Below are 15,411 nucleotides of genomic sequence, written 5' to 3'. Positions count from 1 at the left end.
AATTTAATGAAAATTATCCGTTTTTTTTGTAAAATTAAACAAAGGGTGAATGTTAATAGTTCTCATTTGTATAGATGGAGGTAAAAAAATTGTATAAAGGTGTAAATGATCCTTTTAAAATAGAATTTGATAGTTTGGACGAATTAGCCGATAGAATCAGCCAGGTGTTGGAATGCCCTGTTACAATTGAGGATGCCAGTCATCGCCTATTGGCCTATAGTACACATGATGAACGAACAGATCCTGCTCGAATTTCTACAATCATTGGCCGCAGAGTACCTGAAAAGGTGATTAATCAATTATGGAAAGAGGGGACCATTCCTGCTTTGCTGTCCTCAAAAGAGCCGATTCGAGTCAAAGATATGAATGAAATCGGACTGGGACACCGGGTTGCCATTTCCATTTGGAAACAGGAAGAGGTATTAGGATTTATTTGGGCATTGGAGATTGATAAAACGTTAACGAAGGATGAATTTGTTCTTTTAAAGAAGGCCGCTGAGTCTGCAAAAAATAAATTATTACAGCTTCAAACAAGAAAAAATAAGAAAGAAGAGCGATTTCAGGAATTCTTTTGGAAACTTTTGACGGGGCATTTAAAAAATAATGAGGAAATTATCAATCATTTTCATTCCTTGAAAATTACACCGGCCGCTTCTTATGCTTTGCTTGTTTTTCAGTTTAAGGAAAATATTTCAGCTAAAGAGGAACAACACCTCACTTATTTATTAAAAACAAATCAGCGATTAAAAATTATGCTTTATACGGTTGACTGCAATCAATTTATTTTGCTTGCTTCTGCCGATAATATGAAGAATACAATTCAAGAACTTACCCAGTTTAGCGAATTTTTTATTCATAAAATGAAGGAACGATATGGGGTTAAAGACATTACACCTGTGTTTACCAATCATTATGAAGATTACTCCTATGTAACACATGCCTATGATGAAACACTGGAGGTATTGTTGATTAAAAATCAATTTCCTAATGAAACCAAGAATATTTTCACCTATCAAAATCTGGGGATTTACCAGTTCTTTGATGTACTTTTACAAAAACGAAAAGCCAATCATTATGAGAATTACACCTTGAAAGTACTTCGTGAATATGACCAAAAGCATAATAGCAATTTAGTTGAAACCCTTGATGTATTTCTTAGCAAAGACACCAATATTAATGATGCAGCAAAAGCATTAAATGTACATGCCAATACATTAAATTATCGTTTAAAAAGAATTGCAGAATTAGGAGAAGTTGATTTTAAAAATCCAAATCAAAAAATTACGCTATATATTGATTTAAGGCTGGAAAAATATCATAAAATATGAACCTTTTGTGAAAATCTACAAAGGTTTAAAAAATCTTTCTCCATTCTGAACAAAGAAATTCACCGGTAAACATTTTATACTTTAGCCATAGCAAAAAAACATTTTTGATTAATGGGGAGGAAATAAAAAATGATTATCGGTGTACCAAAAGAGATTAAAAACAATGAAAATCGTGTTGCATTAACGCCGGCAGGGGTTGTTTCTTTAGAAAAAGCAGGACATACTGTCTTAATTGAATCTGGGGCAGGAAATGGAAGCGGTTTCCCTGACGAGGAATATGCAAGCGTAGGTGCCGAAATTGTTGAAGGTGCAGAGAATGTCTGGGCAAGAGCAGATATGATTATGAAGGTTAAAGAACCTCTCTCCAGTGAATATAAATATTTCCGTGAAGGTTTAATATTATTTACTTATTTACACCTTGCAAATGAGCCAGAACTTACAAAAGCACTAGTTGAAAATGGTGTAATTGGTGTTGCATATGAAACAGTACAAGTTGGACGTACTTTACCATTGCTTGCACCTATGAGTGAAGTAGCAGGCCGTATGGCATCACAAATTGGTGCTCATTATCTGCAAAAAACTCAAGGCGGAAAAGGAATCCTTTTAGCAGGCGTACCAGGGGTTGAACGTGGTAAAGTAGCTATCGTTGGCGGCGGCAATGTAGGTACAAACGCAGCTAAAATGGCTATCGGACTAGGTGCTCAAGTAACGATTCTTGATATTAATGCAAACCGTCTTGCTCAATTAGATGATATTTTTGGAAACTCCATCCAAACATTAATGTCAAGTCCATATAATATCGCAAAAGCCGTACAAGAAGCAGATCTAGTAATTGGTGCTGTATTAATTCCTGGATCAAAAGCTCCAAAACTAATTACAGAAGAAATGGTGAAATCGATGAAACCAGGTTCAGTAATTGTTGACCCTGCTATCGACCAAGGTGGTTCTGTTGCGACAATCGAAGGGCCGACTACCCACGACAATCCAACTTTTGTAAAACACGATGTTGTCCACTATGCTGTAGCTAATATGCCTGGTGCTGTTGCTAGAACATCAACAATGGCTTTAACAAATGTAACTGTTCCATTTGCACTTCAAATTGCTAATAAAGGCGTATTCAAAGCCATTTCTGATAACCCTGCTTTGAGACTCGGCGTCAACGTAGCAGCTGGAGAAGTTACTTTTGAAGCAGTTGCAAAAGATCTTGGATATAAATATGTACCAGTTGAAGATGCACTTGGAAAAGAGCTTTCTGCAGTTAAATAAGTTTGAATATAGAAAGAAGAAGACGCTCATTCAAATTTGAGCGTCTTCACTTATTTAGTCAATTCAAGACAATATTATAGATTTGGTGAATCCTTTATTTATAAAGCTCCATAAAAGCAGATGCTACCTTGCAGGGCTGTATGTCGATTTTTCTCCACACATCTCCCGTTACATAAGGTTCAACCTTCAGCCAATTATCCAGCTCTTCTCTTGAGGAATAATCCACCACCATCATCGATCCTATCATCTTACCTTCATCACTAAGTATGGCTGCCCCATACAAATGATGACCTTCCTCAAATCTCTTTTCCACGGATTTTAAATGTTCTTCTCTTACCGTCAATCTTCTCTCAATCGCTTTTTCATCAGTGCCATCATATGCCGTAACTATGTATTGCATTGTCCATCACTCCTTTGATCATTGTGACATTTTACTCCTTCAGCAGGAAGGGCCTAGGCAATGGCTATCCTAATTCCCTTTGGCCGCATGTGATTATGTAATTACGCATTTTTCCTTTTACATTGTAAATCCATAATAACAGCACCCTTTATCGTTTATTATAGTGTTTTCTTTGTAACTATTAAAATGTAAGGCATGGAAATAGTTTGATTTGGATACAACAGAAGTTTTCTAAATGCTTAAGCCAATAAATTATTGAATATTTCTGTAGAAAAAAAGGGGGATCTGCTAATATAAGGAAGTGATTTCCATTTAAATAGATGGTTTGTAGTAAAATTTCTACTCCGATATAATCAAAATATTGATTCCAGTTCATGTATTGTCGGCAGTAATAGTTCTGAACTATTAAGAAAAGGTAAGATTCCCGAGTTCCAAAGAGCATGAATGTACCAGCAGGTAACGTTTGAAAAATTAGTGGTGCAAGCGTTTATTGGAGGAAAATCATGGCAGGCTTTAACACTATCGAAAACAGTACCAAGTGCAAAAGCAGCAAAAGAGATTTTGGACGATTTAATTGAAGCTAATAAAGATTACTTGCCTGAATTAAACTAATGAATAGAAAACTTGTGAAAAGGCAATAAAGCTTAGAGCATTTTTGCCTTTTCCTGCAAATATAATGGATGGGAGGAAAAATGCATGTTTAAAAAGTTTTTTGGAAAAAAAGAAACATCGGTTACCCTTGTTTCTCCGATTACCGGAAAAGTGGTCAAAATAGAAGATGTTCCAGATCAAGTGTTCAATCAGAAAATGATTGGAGATGGAATTGCGGTTGAGCCAGCAGAAGGAGTAGTAGTCGCTCCAATAGATGGAGAGATTGTACAAATATTTCCAACCAATCATGCCGTTGGAATTCGCAATAAGGATGGCCTGGAAATTTTAATTCATATCGGTATGGAAACCGTAGCAATGGAGGGAGAAGGGTTTCAAGGCCATGTCATACAAGGAGATACGGTAAAAGCTGGTGACAAGCTGGTGACCTTTGACTTGGATTTGGTCAAGGATAAAGCAGAAAGTATTATCTCACCGGTTGTAATCACTAACTTTGATATAGTGGAGTCTTTAACAAAAACGAAAGATACATCTGTAACACGTGGAGAATCAATATTGTTACAGGCGAAACTGAAATAGTAACGGCCGAATTAGCTGGATTATTGATAATAGAATAAATTATATAAGAAGCGAAAGGAGATTTATCCTCTTTCGCTTCTTATACTCACATGGATTAATTTCATGTCAGTTTTTTAAAATAATTAGCCCGATGACAAACATGGCAGTCCGGCCAAATTAGGACCCTATATCCTTTCCACACTTAAAAAATGGACTTATCATCGTGCGTTTCTTATGCTTAAAATAAAGCTTTGATACCAACAAGAATAAGGCCGATTAAAAAGCCGCAAACAGCACCATTTACACGAATCCACTGCAAATCTTTTCCTACATTTGTTTCAATCATATGTGTCAGTGTCTTTGTATCTAATTTGTCTAAGTTCTCTTTTACAAGTTTTCCAATTTTTGAATGATGCTGATTAATAAATTCTTCAATATGTTTCTTTAACCATGCCTCGAAAAGGTTTATTTTCTCATCATCAGCTTTAAACTTGTCGAGACTATTGGTCATAAACGGAAGGACATATTCTTCATAAAAAGAAGGGGTGGATGTGAAATTCAGTGCCTTTTGTTGAATCTCCGTTAACAACTCAATAATTTTCTCTTCTGGCTGCCAGCTTTCAATCAGTTGCGACCGAAAACGTTCCAATTCCTCATAAACCTTTTCATCGGTTTTAAGGCTTTCAAGCTTTTGATGGATATGACTCAACAATGTCTGGCGATTTTGATTATACGGGTCACGGAAGCTGTCAACACCTTTGATAATAAGGTTTTGAATGATATTCCCCAGTTTTTCTTCATTCACAAGACTGCTGAATGACCGCAGGGCCAGCTGCATAAACCCATCGGCCTTAATGTTTTCAATCATATCGACAGCCATTCCGCCAAGTCGATATTTGGTACTGTCTTTTTTAGCCCATTCATCCACTTCTTTCAGTATATAATCAAGCGTTTTTTCATCATAATTTCGAAGCGAAATTTGGTCAATCAGCTTAGGGAGATAGTTTCTAATTTCGACTTCGTACAGCCGTTCTTTTAGTTCTTTTTCAATTATGGGTGCTATTTTTTTAACATCGATAGTGTTTAAGAAATAGTGAATGATATGAATGCTATTTTTTTTAACAGCTTCTGTGTGAATTTCTTTCTCGACAATCGCCAATAATTTTTCAGTTATTTGAAAGGAATTGATTTTAGCACGGATACTTTCCTTTGTCAGCCAATCATTTTCCAGCATTGAAATAATTTTAGAGGTGATTTTCTCGCGATTTTTAGGCAATAGCGCTGTATGCGGAATTGGGACCCCAAGCGGATGCCTGAATAAGGCTGTTACAGCAAACCAATCCGCCAGTCCGCCGACTAAACCAGCTTCAAAGCCGCCCTGAAGAATTGTTTTCCAAAGGGATGGCTCTAAAGGTATGGTTATGATAAACCCGGCAGCCATTACAGCGAGAGAAAGGGTTGCTAAATGCCGTGAATTTTTCTTCGGTTTTTCCATTTCAAAACTCCTTATTTGTCGATAATACAATTAAATATTAAATGTTAGGTCAAGAATTAATATAACGAAAAAAGGTCTAATATACAAACAGAATGGCTGAAAAAAAGGGATGGGTGTAAAAAATATCTCTCTTCGCGGCTCTTTGAACAAAAAACAGGATGAAAAAATGCAAATGTAAAAAAATGTTCAAATTTATTACGATAAAAGTGTGAACTAAATCAATTCTCATTTTGGCAATATGAGATTTAATATAAGTAGTAAATAATATGGTGGGGATTATATGGATAAGGATTGGACAAAGGATTTAGAACATGATGAATATGAGAATGATATTGATCTAATTATTAAGGATGCTTTAACAGCAGTGGAAGAAACTGCCCCTGGCTGTTATGTGAATTTAGTTACTGCCCAGGCTTTTGGAAACCCTGAGGACTATTTACTGCCGTTGATAGAAACGCTTTTTCCGGAGAAGGTTAGGGGCAAATTTATTGACCAATGTGGATGCGGCGGGTATGTCTTGAGAGTTTGGAAACAATAATGATATTTTAAGGTATCTTGGTGGCTGATTGTTGTTTTAATCATAGAAACTAATAATTTATGCAGGAAAAAAGGAGTTTTGACCTATGGAGCGAGAGTTTAAAAGGCTTACTGAAAATGTTAATGATATAAAAAGCCTCATTGCTGCGTTTAATGAGACATTAGAAAATATCGAAAATAGATTGTCTAGACTAGAAAAAATGGATAGTATTGAACATCGAGTTACCGTGAATCAAATTGATCTGTCTGATATTAAAGAATCATTGGAGCGAATTGAAGAAACTCATAAAAGTGATATTCATCATATTAGCCGTCGTCTTGATTCCCATTTGGTCAAAATTGCCAAAGCAGAAGAAGACATATTAATGTTAAAAGACAAATAAAGAAGACCAAGCTTAAGCCTGGTCTTCTTTTAGTCTAGGGTTCAAAACTGTTTAAATAGTGCTTTGACGCCTAGATATAATAAAGCTAAGGCAAAGACAAGAATGGCCAGTGCTCCGACGACATGAAAGAATGATGACAAACTAGCTAAAAATGAAATGGCCGGCATTTTGACTAAGGCGAATCCTGCCAAAATACAAGCTAAAAACAACACAGCCACATGATTCATTTTCATCCCTCCTTTTTAGCATAATATGCGGACAAAGGGTGGGGAGGAATGGTCTTTTTGGCCTGTTTTTCGCCCATAAAAACAACCACACCAAGATTTTTTTGGTGTGGTTGTTCACATTAAGAGAGTACCTCTGATTTTGGCATGGTTATATGCTGCAGGGCAGATTCTTCGCCTTCATTTGCTATTTTTGTAACCTCAATATATTTTAAATGATGTTCTTCCATTTCAATGATTTTAAACTCATAAGAGTCATGTTGAATAATGTCGCCTTCTTTGGCTTCATAATTTTCGGTTAAAATCCAGCCGCCAATCGTATCCACATCTTCATCATCTATATCAATTCCTAATAAATCATTTACTTCAGTAACGAGTACTTTTGAGTCAATGATGTAGTGATGATCTTTTATCTTACGGACTTCAGGAATTTCATCCATATCGAATTCATCGCGAATCTCGCCGACGATTTCCTCAAGGATATCTTCAACGGTTACAAGTCCAGAAGTACCGCCATATTCATCCATCAAAACCGCCATATGAAGTCTGTCTTTTTGCATCTTTACAAGCAAGTCATGAATTGGAATTGTCTCAATCACCCTGATAATCGGGCGGGTATAATTTTCAAGTGTCAGTGAAGTTGATTTATCATTTCCGATTAAATCTGTCATGACTTCCTTTATATTAATAAGCCCGATAATATGGTCCTTATCCCCATCAATAATTGGGTAACGAGTAAATTTTTCATCGCGGATGACCTTAAGCAGTGTATCAAGCGTGTCATCTTTTGATAATGAAACAATTTCTGTTCTTGGGACCATAATTTCTTTGGCGATTCGATCATCAAAATCAAATATTTTATTTACATACTTAAACTCAGATTGGTTAATTTCGCCACTTTTATAGCTTTCAGACAGGATAATTCGAAGTTCTTCTTCCGTATGGGCAATTTCATTTTCCGAAACTGGTTTTAATCCAAACAAGCGGGACACAACCCTTGCTGAACCATTTAACACCCAAATAAAAGGGTACATGACCTTATAAAATAGAATCAGCGGTCTTGATAAATGAAGGGTAATCCATTCGGCTTTTTGAATAGCCAGTGTTTTCGGCGCGAGTTCCCCGACAACGACATGTAAAAAGGTAATCGCTGCAAAGGCAATTGAAACGGATAACACAGTCGCAGCATTGTCTGGAATACTTATCCCGCGAAACAACGGCCCAAGCAGGTGCTCGATGGTCGATTCTCCAATCCAGCCCAGCCCTAAAGCAGTAATGGTTATTCCCAGCTGACATGCCGACAAGTATTCATCCAGGTTAGAAATGACCTTTTTTGCGGAAACTGCCTTCGAATTTCCTTCCTCGATTAACTGATCAATTCTCGAACTTCTAATTTTGACAATCGCAAATTCCGAAGTTACAAAAAAAGCAGTTAACACAATTAAAATGGCTATTAAAACCAAGTTAAATATGTCCAAATAAGCCCTTAGTCCGTTTTTAACGATGACTAAGGTGTCACCTCCCGGTTTTTTAAAAAATTAAGTAGAAACCTTGACTAAAGATTTCTTTAATGCAGACCTTAGTAAACTTAAATTATTGTTTAACTGTTCTTTCTGCCCATCATCTAAATGATCCAAAATAGGAAATAAATCAAATAAATCACTATACAGCTGCTTCATTTGCTGTGTAACAGCACTTACATGTTTATCAACCTCTGAGGAGCAGATATTGCCTGCTTTCCTCATTTCTAGTTTTCTTTTAATCTCGTCTAATGGAAAATGCAGATTCTTGCATTCTTCGATAAATTTTAAATCATGTAATGATTCATCAGTGTAGATGCGGTAATTGGACTTTGAACGATCTGCCTTAAGCAGGCCAATAGACGTGTAGTAGTCAATGGTTCGTTTCGAAACCATTGCGCGTTCTGCTAGTTCTCCAATACGATAGACAGCCCCATCTTACCACCTCGATAAATGTAAATTAAAAATAATTATAAAAGAAATAAACCGTACAGTCAAACGTTCTGGTTAGTGTATGCATGATTATCTTTTATTTTATGGGCAAATTGTCATAAATATGAAACTATTTTTTAAAAAAACTCCTGCAAGTACGATGGAGGGGAAACAGATGTATTTTGTACATTCAAATATAGGGGATTCAATATAAAGAAAATGCCTCCTTATTCAGGAGACACTAATGTTTTTTTTACATCTATATATAGTATATGATGGCCTTCGATTTCTGTTATTTGAAAAACATATCCATCTCTTTCAATTGAATCGCCTTTCTGGACGTCAAACTTTTGCGTTAAAAACCAGCCTCCGATGGTATCTACATCATCTTCTTCCAGTGTCGTTCCTAACAGGTCATTTGTTTCACTAATTAAAACTTTCCCGTCAAGAATGAAGTGATCATCCCCAACTTTACGAATTAGCGGCAGTTCATCAACATCAAATTCATCACGAATTTCTCCGACAATTTCTTCTAGAATATCCTCAACAGTAACAATCCCTGCAGTCCCCCCATATTCGTCAGATAATATGGCCATATGGGAACGGTTCTTTTGGAGCTTGACTAATAATTCTTTTATGGGAATGGTTTCTATTACATGAATCACAGGGTTAATGTAATTACTTAAAGGCTGTTCTCCCATACATTTTTGTCGAATGCAATCCGTTAATACTTCCTTCATATTAACGATTCCTAAAATATTGTCCTTGTCCCCATCAATAACAGGGTAACGGGTATATTTTTCGTTTTTTACCGTTTCAATAATTTCATCTAATGTTGCATCTTTTGAAATGGTAACGACCTCTGTTCTTGGTACCATGATTTCCTTCGCCATACGGTCATCAAATTCAAAGATATTATTCATATAACTGTATTCAGATTGGTTAATTTCTCCGCTTTCATAGCTTTGAGAAAGAATTAATCTTAATTCTTCTTCAGACATCACAATATCGTTTTCTGAAGCTGGTTTAATTCCGAATAGCCCTGTAACCAAACGTGCGGAGTGATTAAGAATCCAAATGAATGGAAACATAACCCGGTAAAACCAAATAAGCGGTTTGGCAAATTGCAGAATAATTTGCTCTGCCTTTTGAATGGCAAAGGTTTTAGGGGCCAGTTCACCAATGACGACATTGAAAAAGGTAATGATGGCGAATGCTAAGATAAAAGAAATAACCTGCTTAACTGATAAAGGGATTGGAATCCAATGGAAAATTGGATTTAAAAGTTCGCGGACGGTGGATTCACCCCGCCACCCCAGAATAAGGGATGTCACTGTAATGCCAACCTGGGTGGCAGACAGATAACCATCCATATTGGTAATCACTTTTTTAGCTGCCTCAGCTTTTTTATTTCCTTCAGATACTAGTTGGTCTATTCTTGTTGTACGCACCCTTACAATTGCAAATTCCGACGCTACAAAAAAGGCGGTAAATGCAATTAGTAATGCAATAATTATGACATCTATCCAAATCATCGGTCGCCTTACATCGTAAGGCATGCCACCTCACTTACAAAATTACTAAGTAATATTAGTTTAATCCGATTTCCTTATCTTAGTTATTATTTCAAAAAAACTTTTGTTTAGCAAATAAAAAAGCAGCCATAAGGCTGACGATAAGAATTACTTTAGTACACGGTGCATGCCATTCCATTCACGTGCAAGCATGCTGTAAATGATGATATCATGGTAAAATCCGTTTAAGAGTTCTCCATCTCTAATAGTGCCTTCCCTTACAAAGTTTAAGCGTTCAGGGATTGCACGGCTTTTTGTGTTTTTTACTCCACAGCGGATTTCCATTCTGTTCAAACCTAAATCAAAGTAAGCATAATTTAATACAGCCTTTACAGAACGGGTAATAATTCCATTTCCTTCAGCATTTTTTGCTAGGAAATAGCCGATGCTTGCCGCTTTATTGTACCAGTCGATTTGGTGAATCCCAATTGTTCCGACTAATTCTCCCTTATAGAGAATTCCTAAATTATAGGCACTATTCTCGGCAAATTGATTAAGCCATACGGGTATCAAATGATCAAAGTCAAAAGGGGACTGCATGCTGTCTACCCATGGCAGCCATTCGCGCAAATGTGTCCGGTTGGATTCGACCAGTTGAAAGAGTCTCATGGCATGATGCCGCTGCAGTAATTGCAATTCAATTTCATGATCAACCTTTAATGTAAACATGGGCTATACTCCTAAAATTTTTACTACATCATATGAGAAAGAAAGGGATAGGTGCTTTTTTTAAAAATATTCAAGTTTTTCTTGTATTCACTTAAGTTCAGTTGTATAGTGGACTTGAATTTAATAGCACGTTCCACAAGGGGAGCTGCATATAACGGCTGAGAGTGAACAATTCGTTCTAACCCTTCGAACCTGTTAGTTAACACTAGCGTAGGGATGTGGTTTTGCTGATGGAAGTATCAAGCAATGCGGACAATCCTATGTTTGCATTGCTTTTTTTTATGGAAAATGGGGGGATATTGGAGTGACAAAAACAAGAAGCAGAACATTATTTATTTCAGAAGTGGCAGTGTTTTCAGCCCTGGCCTGCTTATTCGATTTTTTAGCCGGGATTATGTCGCTAAAAATATGGCCGCAGGGAGGTTCCATTTCCATTGCTATGGTGCCAATTTTTCTAATGGCATACCGCTGGGGAATCAAAGGCGGTGCACTTACCGGATTTATCCTTGGCCTTTTACAGGTGGTGCTTGGATTCGCACAATTTTATACAATTGTACAAGGAATCATCGATTATTTCGTCGCCTTTACAGTGGTCGGCTTAGCGGGAGTTTTTGCCCGGCAAATCAAACAGTCCTATGAACAAGGAAAAAGAGGAACTTGGATTACGTATGCCATATTGGGGGCATTTCTTGGAAGTTTGCTCCGCTATATTTGTCACGTATTTACCGGCGTTGTCTTTTTTGGTGCATATGCACCAAAAGGCCAGCCCGTCTTGCTTTATTCCATCTTATATAATGGAACTTATATGCTTCCTTGCTTTGTGATCAGTGCTATTATTGTTGTCCTTGTTATCGGGGCAATGCCGAAGAGAATGCTTATACAGGAATCTAAATCGTAATACTGTGTTTAATGAAGATTTATATAACTTATATAAGAAATAGGAAGGTCCAGGACTTTCCTATTTTTTTCGTATAATTGTCAAAAATTTATTATACAGATACACGTAAAACGTGCTAAAATGACAGTATAGAAAAAGAGAATCATTCTCATTTAATTAAGAAAGGTGATCATTTCATGTTTACTTCGTTTAAAGCAGGAGAGAAAGGGAAAATCGTTGATCTTTCACATGTTAATCACCTTGTACAAAGACGACTCCTTGATTTAGGGATTACAGAGGGTACCGAGGTATGTGTAAAATGCGTCATGCCGTTCGGGGGGCCCATCATGATTGAATCCTGCGGCCAATGCATTGGCATTCGCCGGAAAGAAGCTGTCCAAATGGAAGTGGTGAAGGTATAATGGAAATCGCTCTCATTGGTAACCCGAATACTGGAAAAACATCGTTGTTTAATAATCTAACAGGTTCCTATGAGTATGTTGGCAACTGGAGCGGTGTTACGGTTGAAAAAAAAGTTGGTGTTTTTAAAAATAATATCGGTCACCTGATTGATTTACCAGGTGTTTATACACTTAACCCGCTTTCAAGGGACGAAGGTGTTGTAACAAGTTTCTTTTTAAATGAATCAGTTGACCGTTTATTAAATATTTTGGATGCTTCTCAATTGGAACGAAATTTAAATTTAACATTACAGCTCTTAGAATATGAAAGACCTGTTCTGATTGGCTTAAATATGATAGATGTAGCAAATAAGCGCGGAATTCAAATAGATGTATCGAAGTTTTCCAGTCTCCTTGGCGTCCCTGTTGTCCCGGTGGTTGCAAGAAGCGGCAAGGGCTGTGACAAACTTGTTGATGTCATTTCAACAAAATCAGTGGAACCGGCTAAAAAGAACCTCGTTTATTATGGAAAAGAGGTTGAGGCTGCGATTATCTCCTTATCAAAGGAAATCGAAGGGAAAACAGAGCAGTCCCTTCGATTTTTAGCCATTCAATATTTTGAAGGCAATGAACAAGTCAAAAATTATTTGCATACAATTACGGACTCTGTGACACTTAGCAAAATCCATTCAGCCCTAGAAGCTGAGCTGCAAAATCGGTATAATAGTAAATCATTATCTAATTTCATCTATTTAAAAAGAAAAGAAACGATTGATAAAATTGTCGCTGAGGCAGCAGTTAAAAAAAGTACGGTAGTCCCTTTAAGTGAAAAAATAGACATGATTGTCACGAATAAATTCTTAGGAATACCGATTTTCTTAATGTTCATGTATCTCTTGTTCATGCTAACGTTTGATTGGGTGGGAACTCCATTATCAGATGCATTGGACGCACTTTTAACTGGACCGGTTACCGGCTTTTTTGAATCGGCTTTAACAACCATCCATGCATCTGCGTTTATTCATGCCTTGATTATAGAAGGACTAGTTGCCGGAGTCGGCGGGGTGCTGGTGTTTGTTCCGCAAATATTTATTTTGTTCTTCTTTATATCCTTATTAGAAGATTCCGGCTATATGGCTCGTGTGGCCCTGGTTATGGACCGGATTATGGAATCTGTTGGGTTAAACGGCAAGGCATTTATCCCGATGATTATCGGCTTTGGCTGTAATGTACCGGGAATCATGGCAGCACGAACAATTGAAACGCCAAAGGAGCGTCTGTTGACGATTCTGCTGACTCCTTTGATGTCATGTTCAGCAAGGCTTCCTGTATATGCTTTATTTGTAGGAGCATTCTTTGCAGGACATCGTGCACTCATTGTTTTAAGTTTATATGTCCTGGGAATTGTTGTGGCGTTAATTCTAGCAAAAATTTTCTCTTCTACTATATTAAAATCGGAGACTTCTTTATTTGTAATTGAATTGCCGCCATATAGGATGCCACAGTTTCAATCATTATGGCGCAGTACGTGGGATAAAGCAAAAGGGTTTATCAGAAAGGCTGGAACATTTATTTTTGCCGGTTCCGTATTTATCTGGCTGTTATCATATGCAGGACCAGGCGGTCTGGATGTAGATATGGACCACAGCTTTTTAGCGATGATAGGCGGTGTAATTGCTCCGCTGCTTGCACCAATCGGTTTTGGCACATGGCAGGCGGCTGCATCCTTAATTACAGGCTTTTTGGCGAAGGAATCGATTATTGCCACAATGAATATTATTTATTTTGTTCCAAATGATTCAAGCCTTCAAGGACTGTTAGCTAATTACTATACACCGCTTGCAGCGTATAGTTTCATGGTGTTTATTTTGCTGTACATTCCTTGTTTAGCCACAACTGCAACGATATACAAAGAAACCGGTTCAAAAAAGTGGACTGTTTTTTCAGTCGTTTATGCTCTTTTCATTGCATATGTTTTATCACTTATTATTTATCAGGGTGGTAAATTGTTTGGGCTGGTTTAAATTTTAGAGGAGATGATCGTATGATTGCCAGCATCATTCTCGGCGCAGCTATTTTCGGATATGCTGCATGGGCTTTTGTAAGGTTTATCAATAAATCGAAAAAGGGAAAGTGTGCTGCATGTGAATTGAAAAATTCGTGTAAAAGCGACTGCGGCCTGCCTCCGAAAATAAGCTAATAGGTTGAAAAGACTGCTGCCGGAAACGACAGCAGTCTTTTACTTTTAGGCTTTGTTAAAGTGTGGTGTTGACTTTTTATAACCCTGTTGATTGCAGCGGAAGGCACGAAGATTCCTCGTAAATGCTAAAGCACGCATTTCCTTCGTGCGTGGGCGGATTCAAAGATGTCAATTCAGTCCTGCGGGAGTACGTGCCAGGGGAGACCCCGCAGGCGTTAGCGCCGAGGCTTCACGGAACACCCGCGAACCGCTTGTGCCTCCTTCTAAAAGCTATCGCTTTTAGGCGTGCGATGCCCATACTGACGAAGACTTCCATGTGGAGCGAAAATCATCAGCCGAGTTTAACATAGCCTACTTTTAAAAATGGGATGGATTGTGTAAAATTACACTAGATGCTACTTGAAGGAAGGGTCTTAAATGAACAGGGATGATATCATCCAACAGGTTTCTGATAAACTTCGGCTAATTCGGACAGAGGCTGGTTATACACAGGATAAAATGGCTGAAATTATTGGCGTATCTAAAAAAACTCTTGTTCAAATTGAAAAAGGAAGAGTACTTGCCAATTGGTCCACCGTTGTGGCAATTTGTGCTCTTTTTAGGGAAGCAGAAACGGTTCAATTTCTCTTCGGCAGCGAACCTCTTGAAGTAATTGAAACGGTAGCCAGAGAAGGGATTGATTTTCGTAAATCCAAAACGCTCGGCGGCCGCGTTTGGTGGAAGGTTCTGGTGAAGAAAAAGGGATTCATCCTGCAGCAAAATATATTAAGCAAGCATTTTCGAATATTGGATGAACAAAACTTTCGGATTTTTAGCAGTCTGGATGAACAACAATCAAGGCTGAGATTTAAAGAATTAACACAAGGTAAAGAAGGGGCGGGTTAATCCCGTCTTTTTTCTTTTCCGCTGGTACCGTCATAAAAGTGAGCAAATGATCG

17 protein-coding genes, 1 pseudogene and 1 riboswitch are annotated in these 15,411 nt (G+C 37.5%); of the genes and pseudogenes, 11 read left to right on the top strand and 7 right to left on the bottom strand.

The features are described from left to right. Positions 1 to 89 precede the first annotated feature (89 nt). Entirely contained in the window at positions 90 to 1,328 is a 1,239-nt protein-coding gene (locus tag M3183_RS07565; RefSeq protein ID WP_251468143.1) for a PucR family transcriptional regulator, read from the top strand. A 129-nt stretch (positions 1,329 to 1,457) separates the two neighbouring features. Beyond that, a complete protein-coding gene (gene ald / locus M3183_RS07560; protein WP_251468141.1) occupies positions 1,458 to 2,594 on the top strand; it encodes an alanine dehydrogenase in 1,137 nt (378 codons plus the stop codon). 94 nt (positions 2,595 to 2,688) lie between these two features. Here ald and M3183_RS07555 read toward each other — a convergent pair whose 3' ends face one another. Continuing rightward, positions 2,689 to 2,994: a YciI family protein gene (locus M3183_RS07555; RefSeq protein WP_251468139.1), complete on the bottom strand. Its 306-nt coding sequence runs from the start codon at positions 2,992 to 2,994 to the stop codon at positions 2,689 to 2,691. A 375-nt stretch (positions 2,995 to 3,369) separates the two neighbouring features. Between M3183_RS07555 and M3183_RS07550 the strand changes: the two are divergent. Further along, positions 3,370 to 3,606 (top strand): annotated as a pseudogene (locus M3183_RS07550) (family 4 glycosyl hydrolase); the annotation flags it as partial. An 84-nt stretch (positions 3,607 to 3,690) separates the two neighbouring features. Beyond that, positions 3,691 to 4,182 (top strand): PTS sugar transporter subunit IIA, encoded by a 492-nt coding sequence (locus M3183_RS07545; RefSeq protein WP_251468138.1) that lies wholly within the window; start codon positions 3,691 to 3,693, stop codon positions 4,180 to 4,182. Positions 4,183 to 4,399: 217 nt separating this feature from the next. Here the strand turns inward: M3183_RS07545 and M3183_RS07540 are convergent, their stop codons facing one another. Continuing rightward, positions 4,400 to 5,656: a DUF445 domain-containing protein gene (locus M3183_RS07540; protein WP_251468135.1), complete on the bottom strand. Its 1,257-nt coding sequence runs from the start codon at positions 5,654 to 5,656 to the stop codon at positions 4,400 to 4,402. A gap of 280 nt (positions 5,657 to 5,936) precedes the next feature. Between M3183_RS07540 and M3183_RS07535 the strand changes: the two genes are divergently transcribed. Both M3183_RS07535 and M3183_RS07530 read left to right on the top strand, forming a co-directional pair. Further along, positions 5,937 to 6,194: a CGCGG family putative rSAM-modified RiPP protein gene (locus M3183_RS07535; RefSeq protein ID WP_251468133.1), complete on the top strand. Its 258-nt coding sequence runs from the start codon at positions 5,937 to 5,939 to the stop codon at positions 6,192 to 6,194. An 85-nt stretch (positions 6,195 to 6,279) separates the two neighbouring features. Continuing rightward, positions 6,280 to 6,576: a hypothetical protein gene (locus tag M3183_RS07530; RefSeq protein ID WP_251468131.1), complete on the top strand. Its 297-nt coding sequence runs from the start codon at positions 6,280 to 6,282 to the stop codon at positions 6,574 to 6,576. 41 nt (positions 6,577 to 6,617) lie between these two features. Here M3183_RS07530 and M3183_RS07525 read toward each other — a convergent pair whose 3' ends face one another. The 5 genes from M3183_RS07525 to M3183_RS07505 form a co-directional block, all read right to left on the bottom strand. Next, positions 6,618 to 6,803, bottom strand: a complete 186-nt coding sequence (locus M3183_RS07525) for a hypothetical protein (protein WP_251468130.1) — start codon at positions 6,801 to 6,803, stop codon at positions 6,618 to 6,620. Positions 6,804 to 6,922: 119 nt separating this feature from the next. Continuing rightward, on the bottom strand, positions 6,923 to 8,278 hold the full coding sequence (locus M3183_RS07520; protein ID WP_251468128.1) for a hemolysin family protein: 1,356 nt from the start codon (positions 8,276 to 8,278) through the stop codon (positions 6,923 to 6,925). Between the two features lie 60 nt (positions 8,279 to 8,338). Continuing rightward, entirely contained in the window at positions 8,339 to 8,740 is a 402-nt protein-coding gene (locus tag M3183_RS07515; protein ID WP_311315354.1) for a MerR family transcriptional regulator, read from the bottom strand. 239 nt (positions 8,741 to 8,979) lie between these two features. After that, positions 8,980 to 10,287, bottom strand: a complete 1,308-nt coding sequence (locus M3183_RS07510; RefSeq protein WP_251468214.1) for a hemolysin family protein — start codon at positions 10,285 to 10,287, stop codon at positions 8,980 to 8,982. A 147-nt stretch (positions 10,288 to 10,434) separates the two neighbouring features. Continuing rightward, on the bottom strand, positions 10,435 to 10,995 hold the full coding sequence (locus tag M3183_RS07505; RefSeq protein WP_251468123.1) for a GNAT family N-acetyltransferase: 561 nt from the start codon (positions 10,993 to 10,995) through the stop codon (positions 10,435 to 10,437). 128 nt (positions 10,996 to 11,123) lie between these two features. After that, positions 11,124 to 11,229: riboswitch (TPP riboswitch) on the top strand. Positions 11,230 to 11,299: 70 nt separating this feature from the next. Here M3183_RS07505 and thiT point away from each other — a divergent pair. The 5 genes from thiT to M3183_RS07480 all read left to right on the top strand — a co-directional run bounded on the left by thiT (position 11,300) and on the right by M3183_RS07480 (position 15,358). Further along, entirely contained in the window at positions 11,300 to 11,893 is a 594-nt protein-coding gene (thiT, locus tag M3183_RS07500; protein ID WP_251468121.1) for an energy-coupled thiamine transporter ThiT, read from the top strand. A 176-nt stretch (positions 11,894 to 12,069) separates the two neighbouring features. Continuing rightward, on the top strand, positions 12,070 to 12,294 hold the full coding sequence (locus M3183_RS07495) for a FeoA family protein (protein ID WP_251468119.1): 225 nt from the start codon (positions 12,070 to 12,072) through the stop codon (positions 12,292 to 12,294). Then, positions 12,294 to 14,297, top strand: coding sequence for a ferrous iron transport protein B (feoB, locus tag M3183_RS07490; protein WP_251468117.1), 2,004 nt, complete (start codon positions 12,294 to 12,296; stop codon positions 14,295 to 14,297). The genes M3183_RS07495 and feoB overlap by 1 nt, the downstream gene beginning before the upstream one ends. Before the next feature lie 20 nt (positions 14,298 to 14,317). Next, positions 14,318 to 14,473 (top strand): FeoB-associated Cys-rich membrane protein, encoded by a 156-nt coding sequence (locus tag M3183_RS07485; RefSeq protein WP_251468115.1) that lies wholly within the window; start codon positions 14,318 to 14,320, stop codon positions 14,471 to 14,473. A gap of 417 nt (positions 14,474 to 14,890) precedes the next feature. After that, positions 14,891 to 15,358 carry a helix-turn-helix transcriptional regulator gene (locus M3183_RS07480; RefSeq protein WP_251468113.1) on the top strand — a complete coding sequence of 156 codons (468 nt, stop codon included), beginning with the start codon at positions 14,891 to 14,893 and terminating at the stop codon, positions 15,356 to 15,358. Positions 15,359 to 15,411: the final 53 nt, after the last annotated feature.

The organism is Neobacillus mesonae (genome assembly GCF_023715155.1).
Classification (GTDB): Bacteria; Bacillota; Bacilli; order Bacillales; family Cytobacillaceae; genus Neobacillus; species Neobacillus mesonae_A.
Note: the sequence above shows the minus strand (reverse complement) of the source record. Positions and strands in the feature narration are given on the sequence as shown.

Excerpts from the sequence above, each read along its gene's own strand:
- ald (WP_251468141.1), top strand. The coding sequence starts at position 1,458 with ATGATTATCGGTGTACCAAAAGAGATTAAAAACAATGAAAATCGTGTT.
- M3183_RS07555 (WP_251468139.1), bottom strand. The coding sequence starts at position 2,994 with ATGCAATACATAGTTACGGCATATGATGGCACTGATGAAAAAGCGATT.
- M3183_RS07545 (WP_251468138.1), top strand. The coding sequence starts at position 3,691 with ATGTTTAAAAAGTTTTTTGGAAAAAAAGAAACATCGGTTACCCTTGTT.
- M3183_RS07540 (WP_251468135.1), bottom strand. The coding sequence starts at position 5,656 with ATGGAAAAACCGAAGAAAAATTCACGGCATTTAGCAACCCTTTCTCTC.
- M3183_RS07535 (WP_251468133.1), top strand. The coding sequence starts at position 5,937 with ATGGATAAGGATTGGACAAAGGATTTAGAACATGATGAATATGAGAAT.
- M3183_RS07530 (WP_251468131.1), top strand. The coding sequence starts at position 6,280 with ATGGAGCGAGAGTTTAAAAGGCTTACTGAAAATGTTAATGATATAAAA.
- M3183_RS07525 (WP_251468130.1), bottom strand. The coding sequence starts at position 6,803 with ATGAATCATGTGGCTGTGTTGTTTTTAGCTTGTATTTTGGCAGGATTC.
- M3183_RS07510 (WP_251468214.1), bottom strand. The coding sequence starts at position 10,287 with ATGATTTGGATAGATGTCATAATTATTGCATTACTAATTGCATTTACC.
- M3183_RS07505 (WP_251468123.1), bottom strand. The coding sequence starts at position 10,995 with ATGTTTACATTAAAGGTTGATCATGAAATTGAATTGCAATTACTGCAG.
- M3183_RS07495 (WP_251468119.1), top strand. The coding sequence starts at position 12,070 with ATGTTTACTTCGTTTAAAGCAGGAGAGAAAGGGAAAATCGTTGATCTT.
- feoB (WP_251468117.1), top strand. The coding sequence starts at position 12,294 with ATGGAAATCGCTCTCATTGGTAACCCGAATACTGGAAAAACATCGTTG.
- M3183_RS07485 (WP_251468115.1), top strand. The coding sequence starts at position 14,318 with ATGATTGCCAGCATCATTCTCGGCGCAGCTATTTTCGGATATGCTGCA.
- M3183_RS07480 (WP_251468113.1), top strand. The coding sequence starts at position 14,891 with ATGAACAGGGATGATATCATCCAACAGGTTTCTGATAAACTTCGGCTA.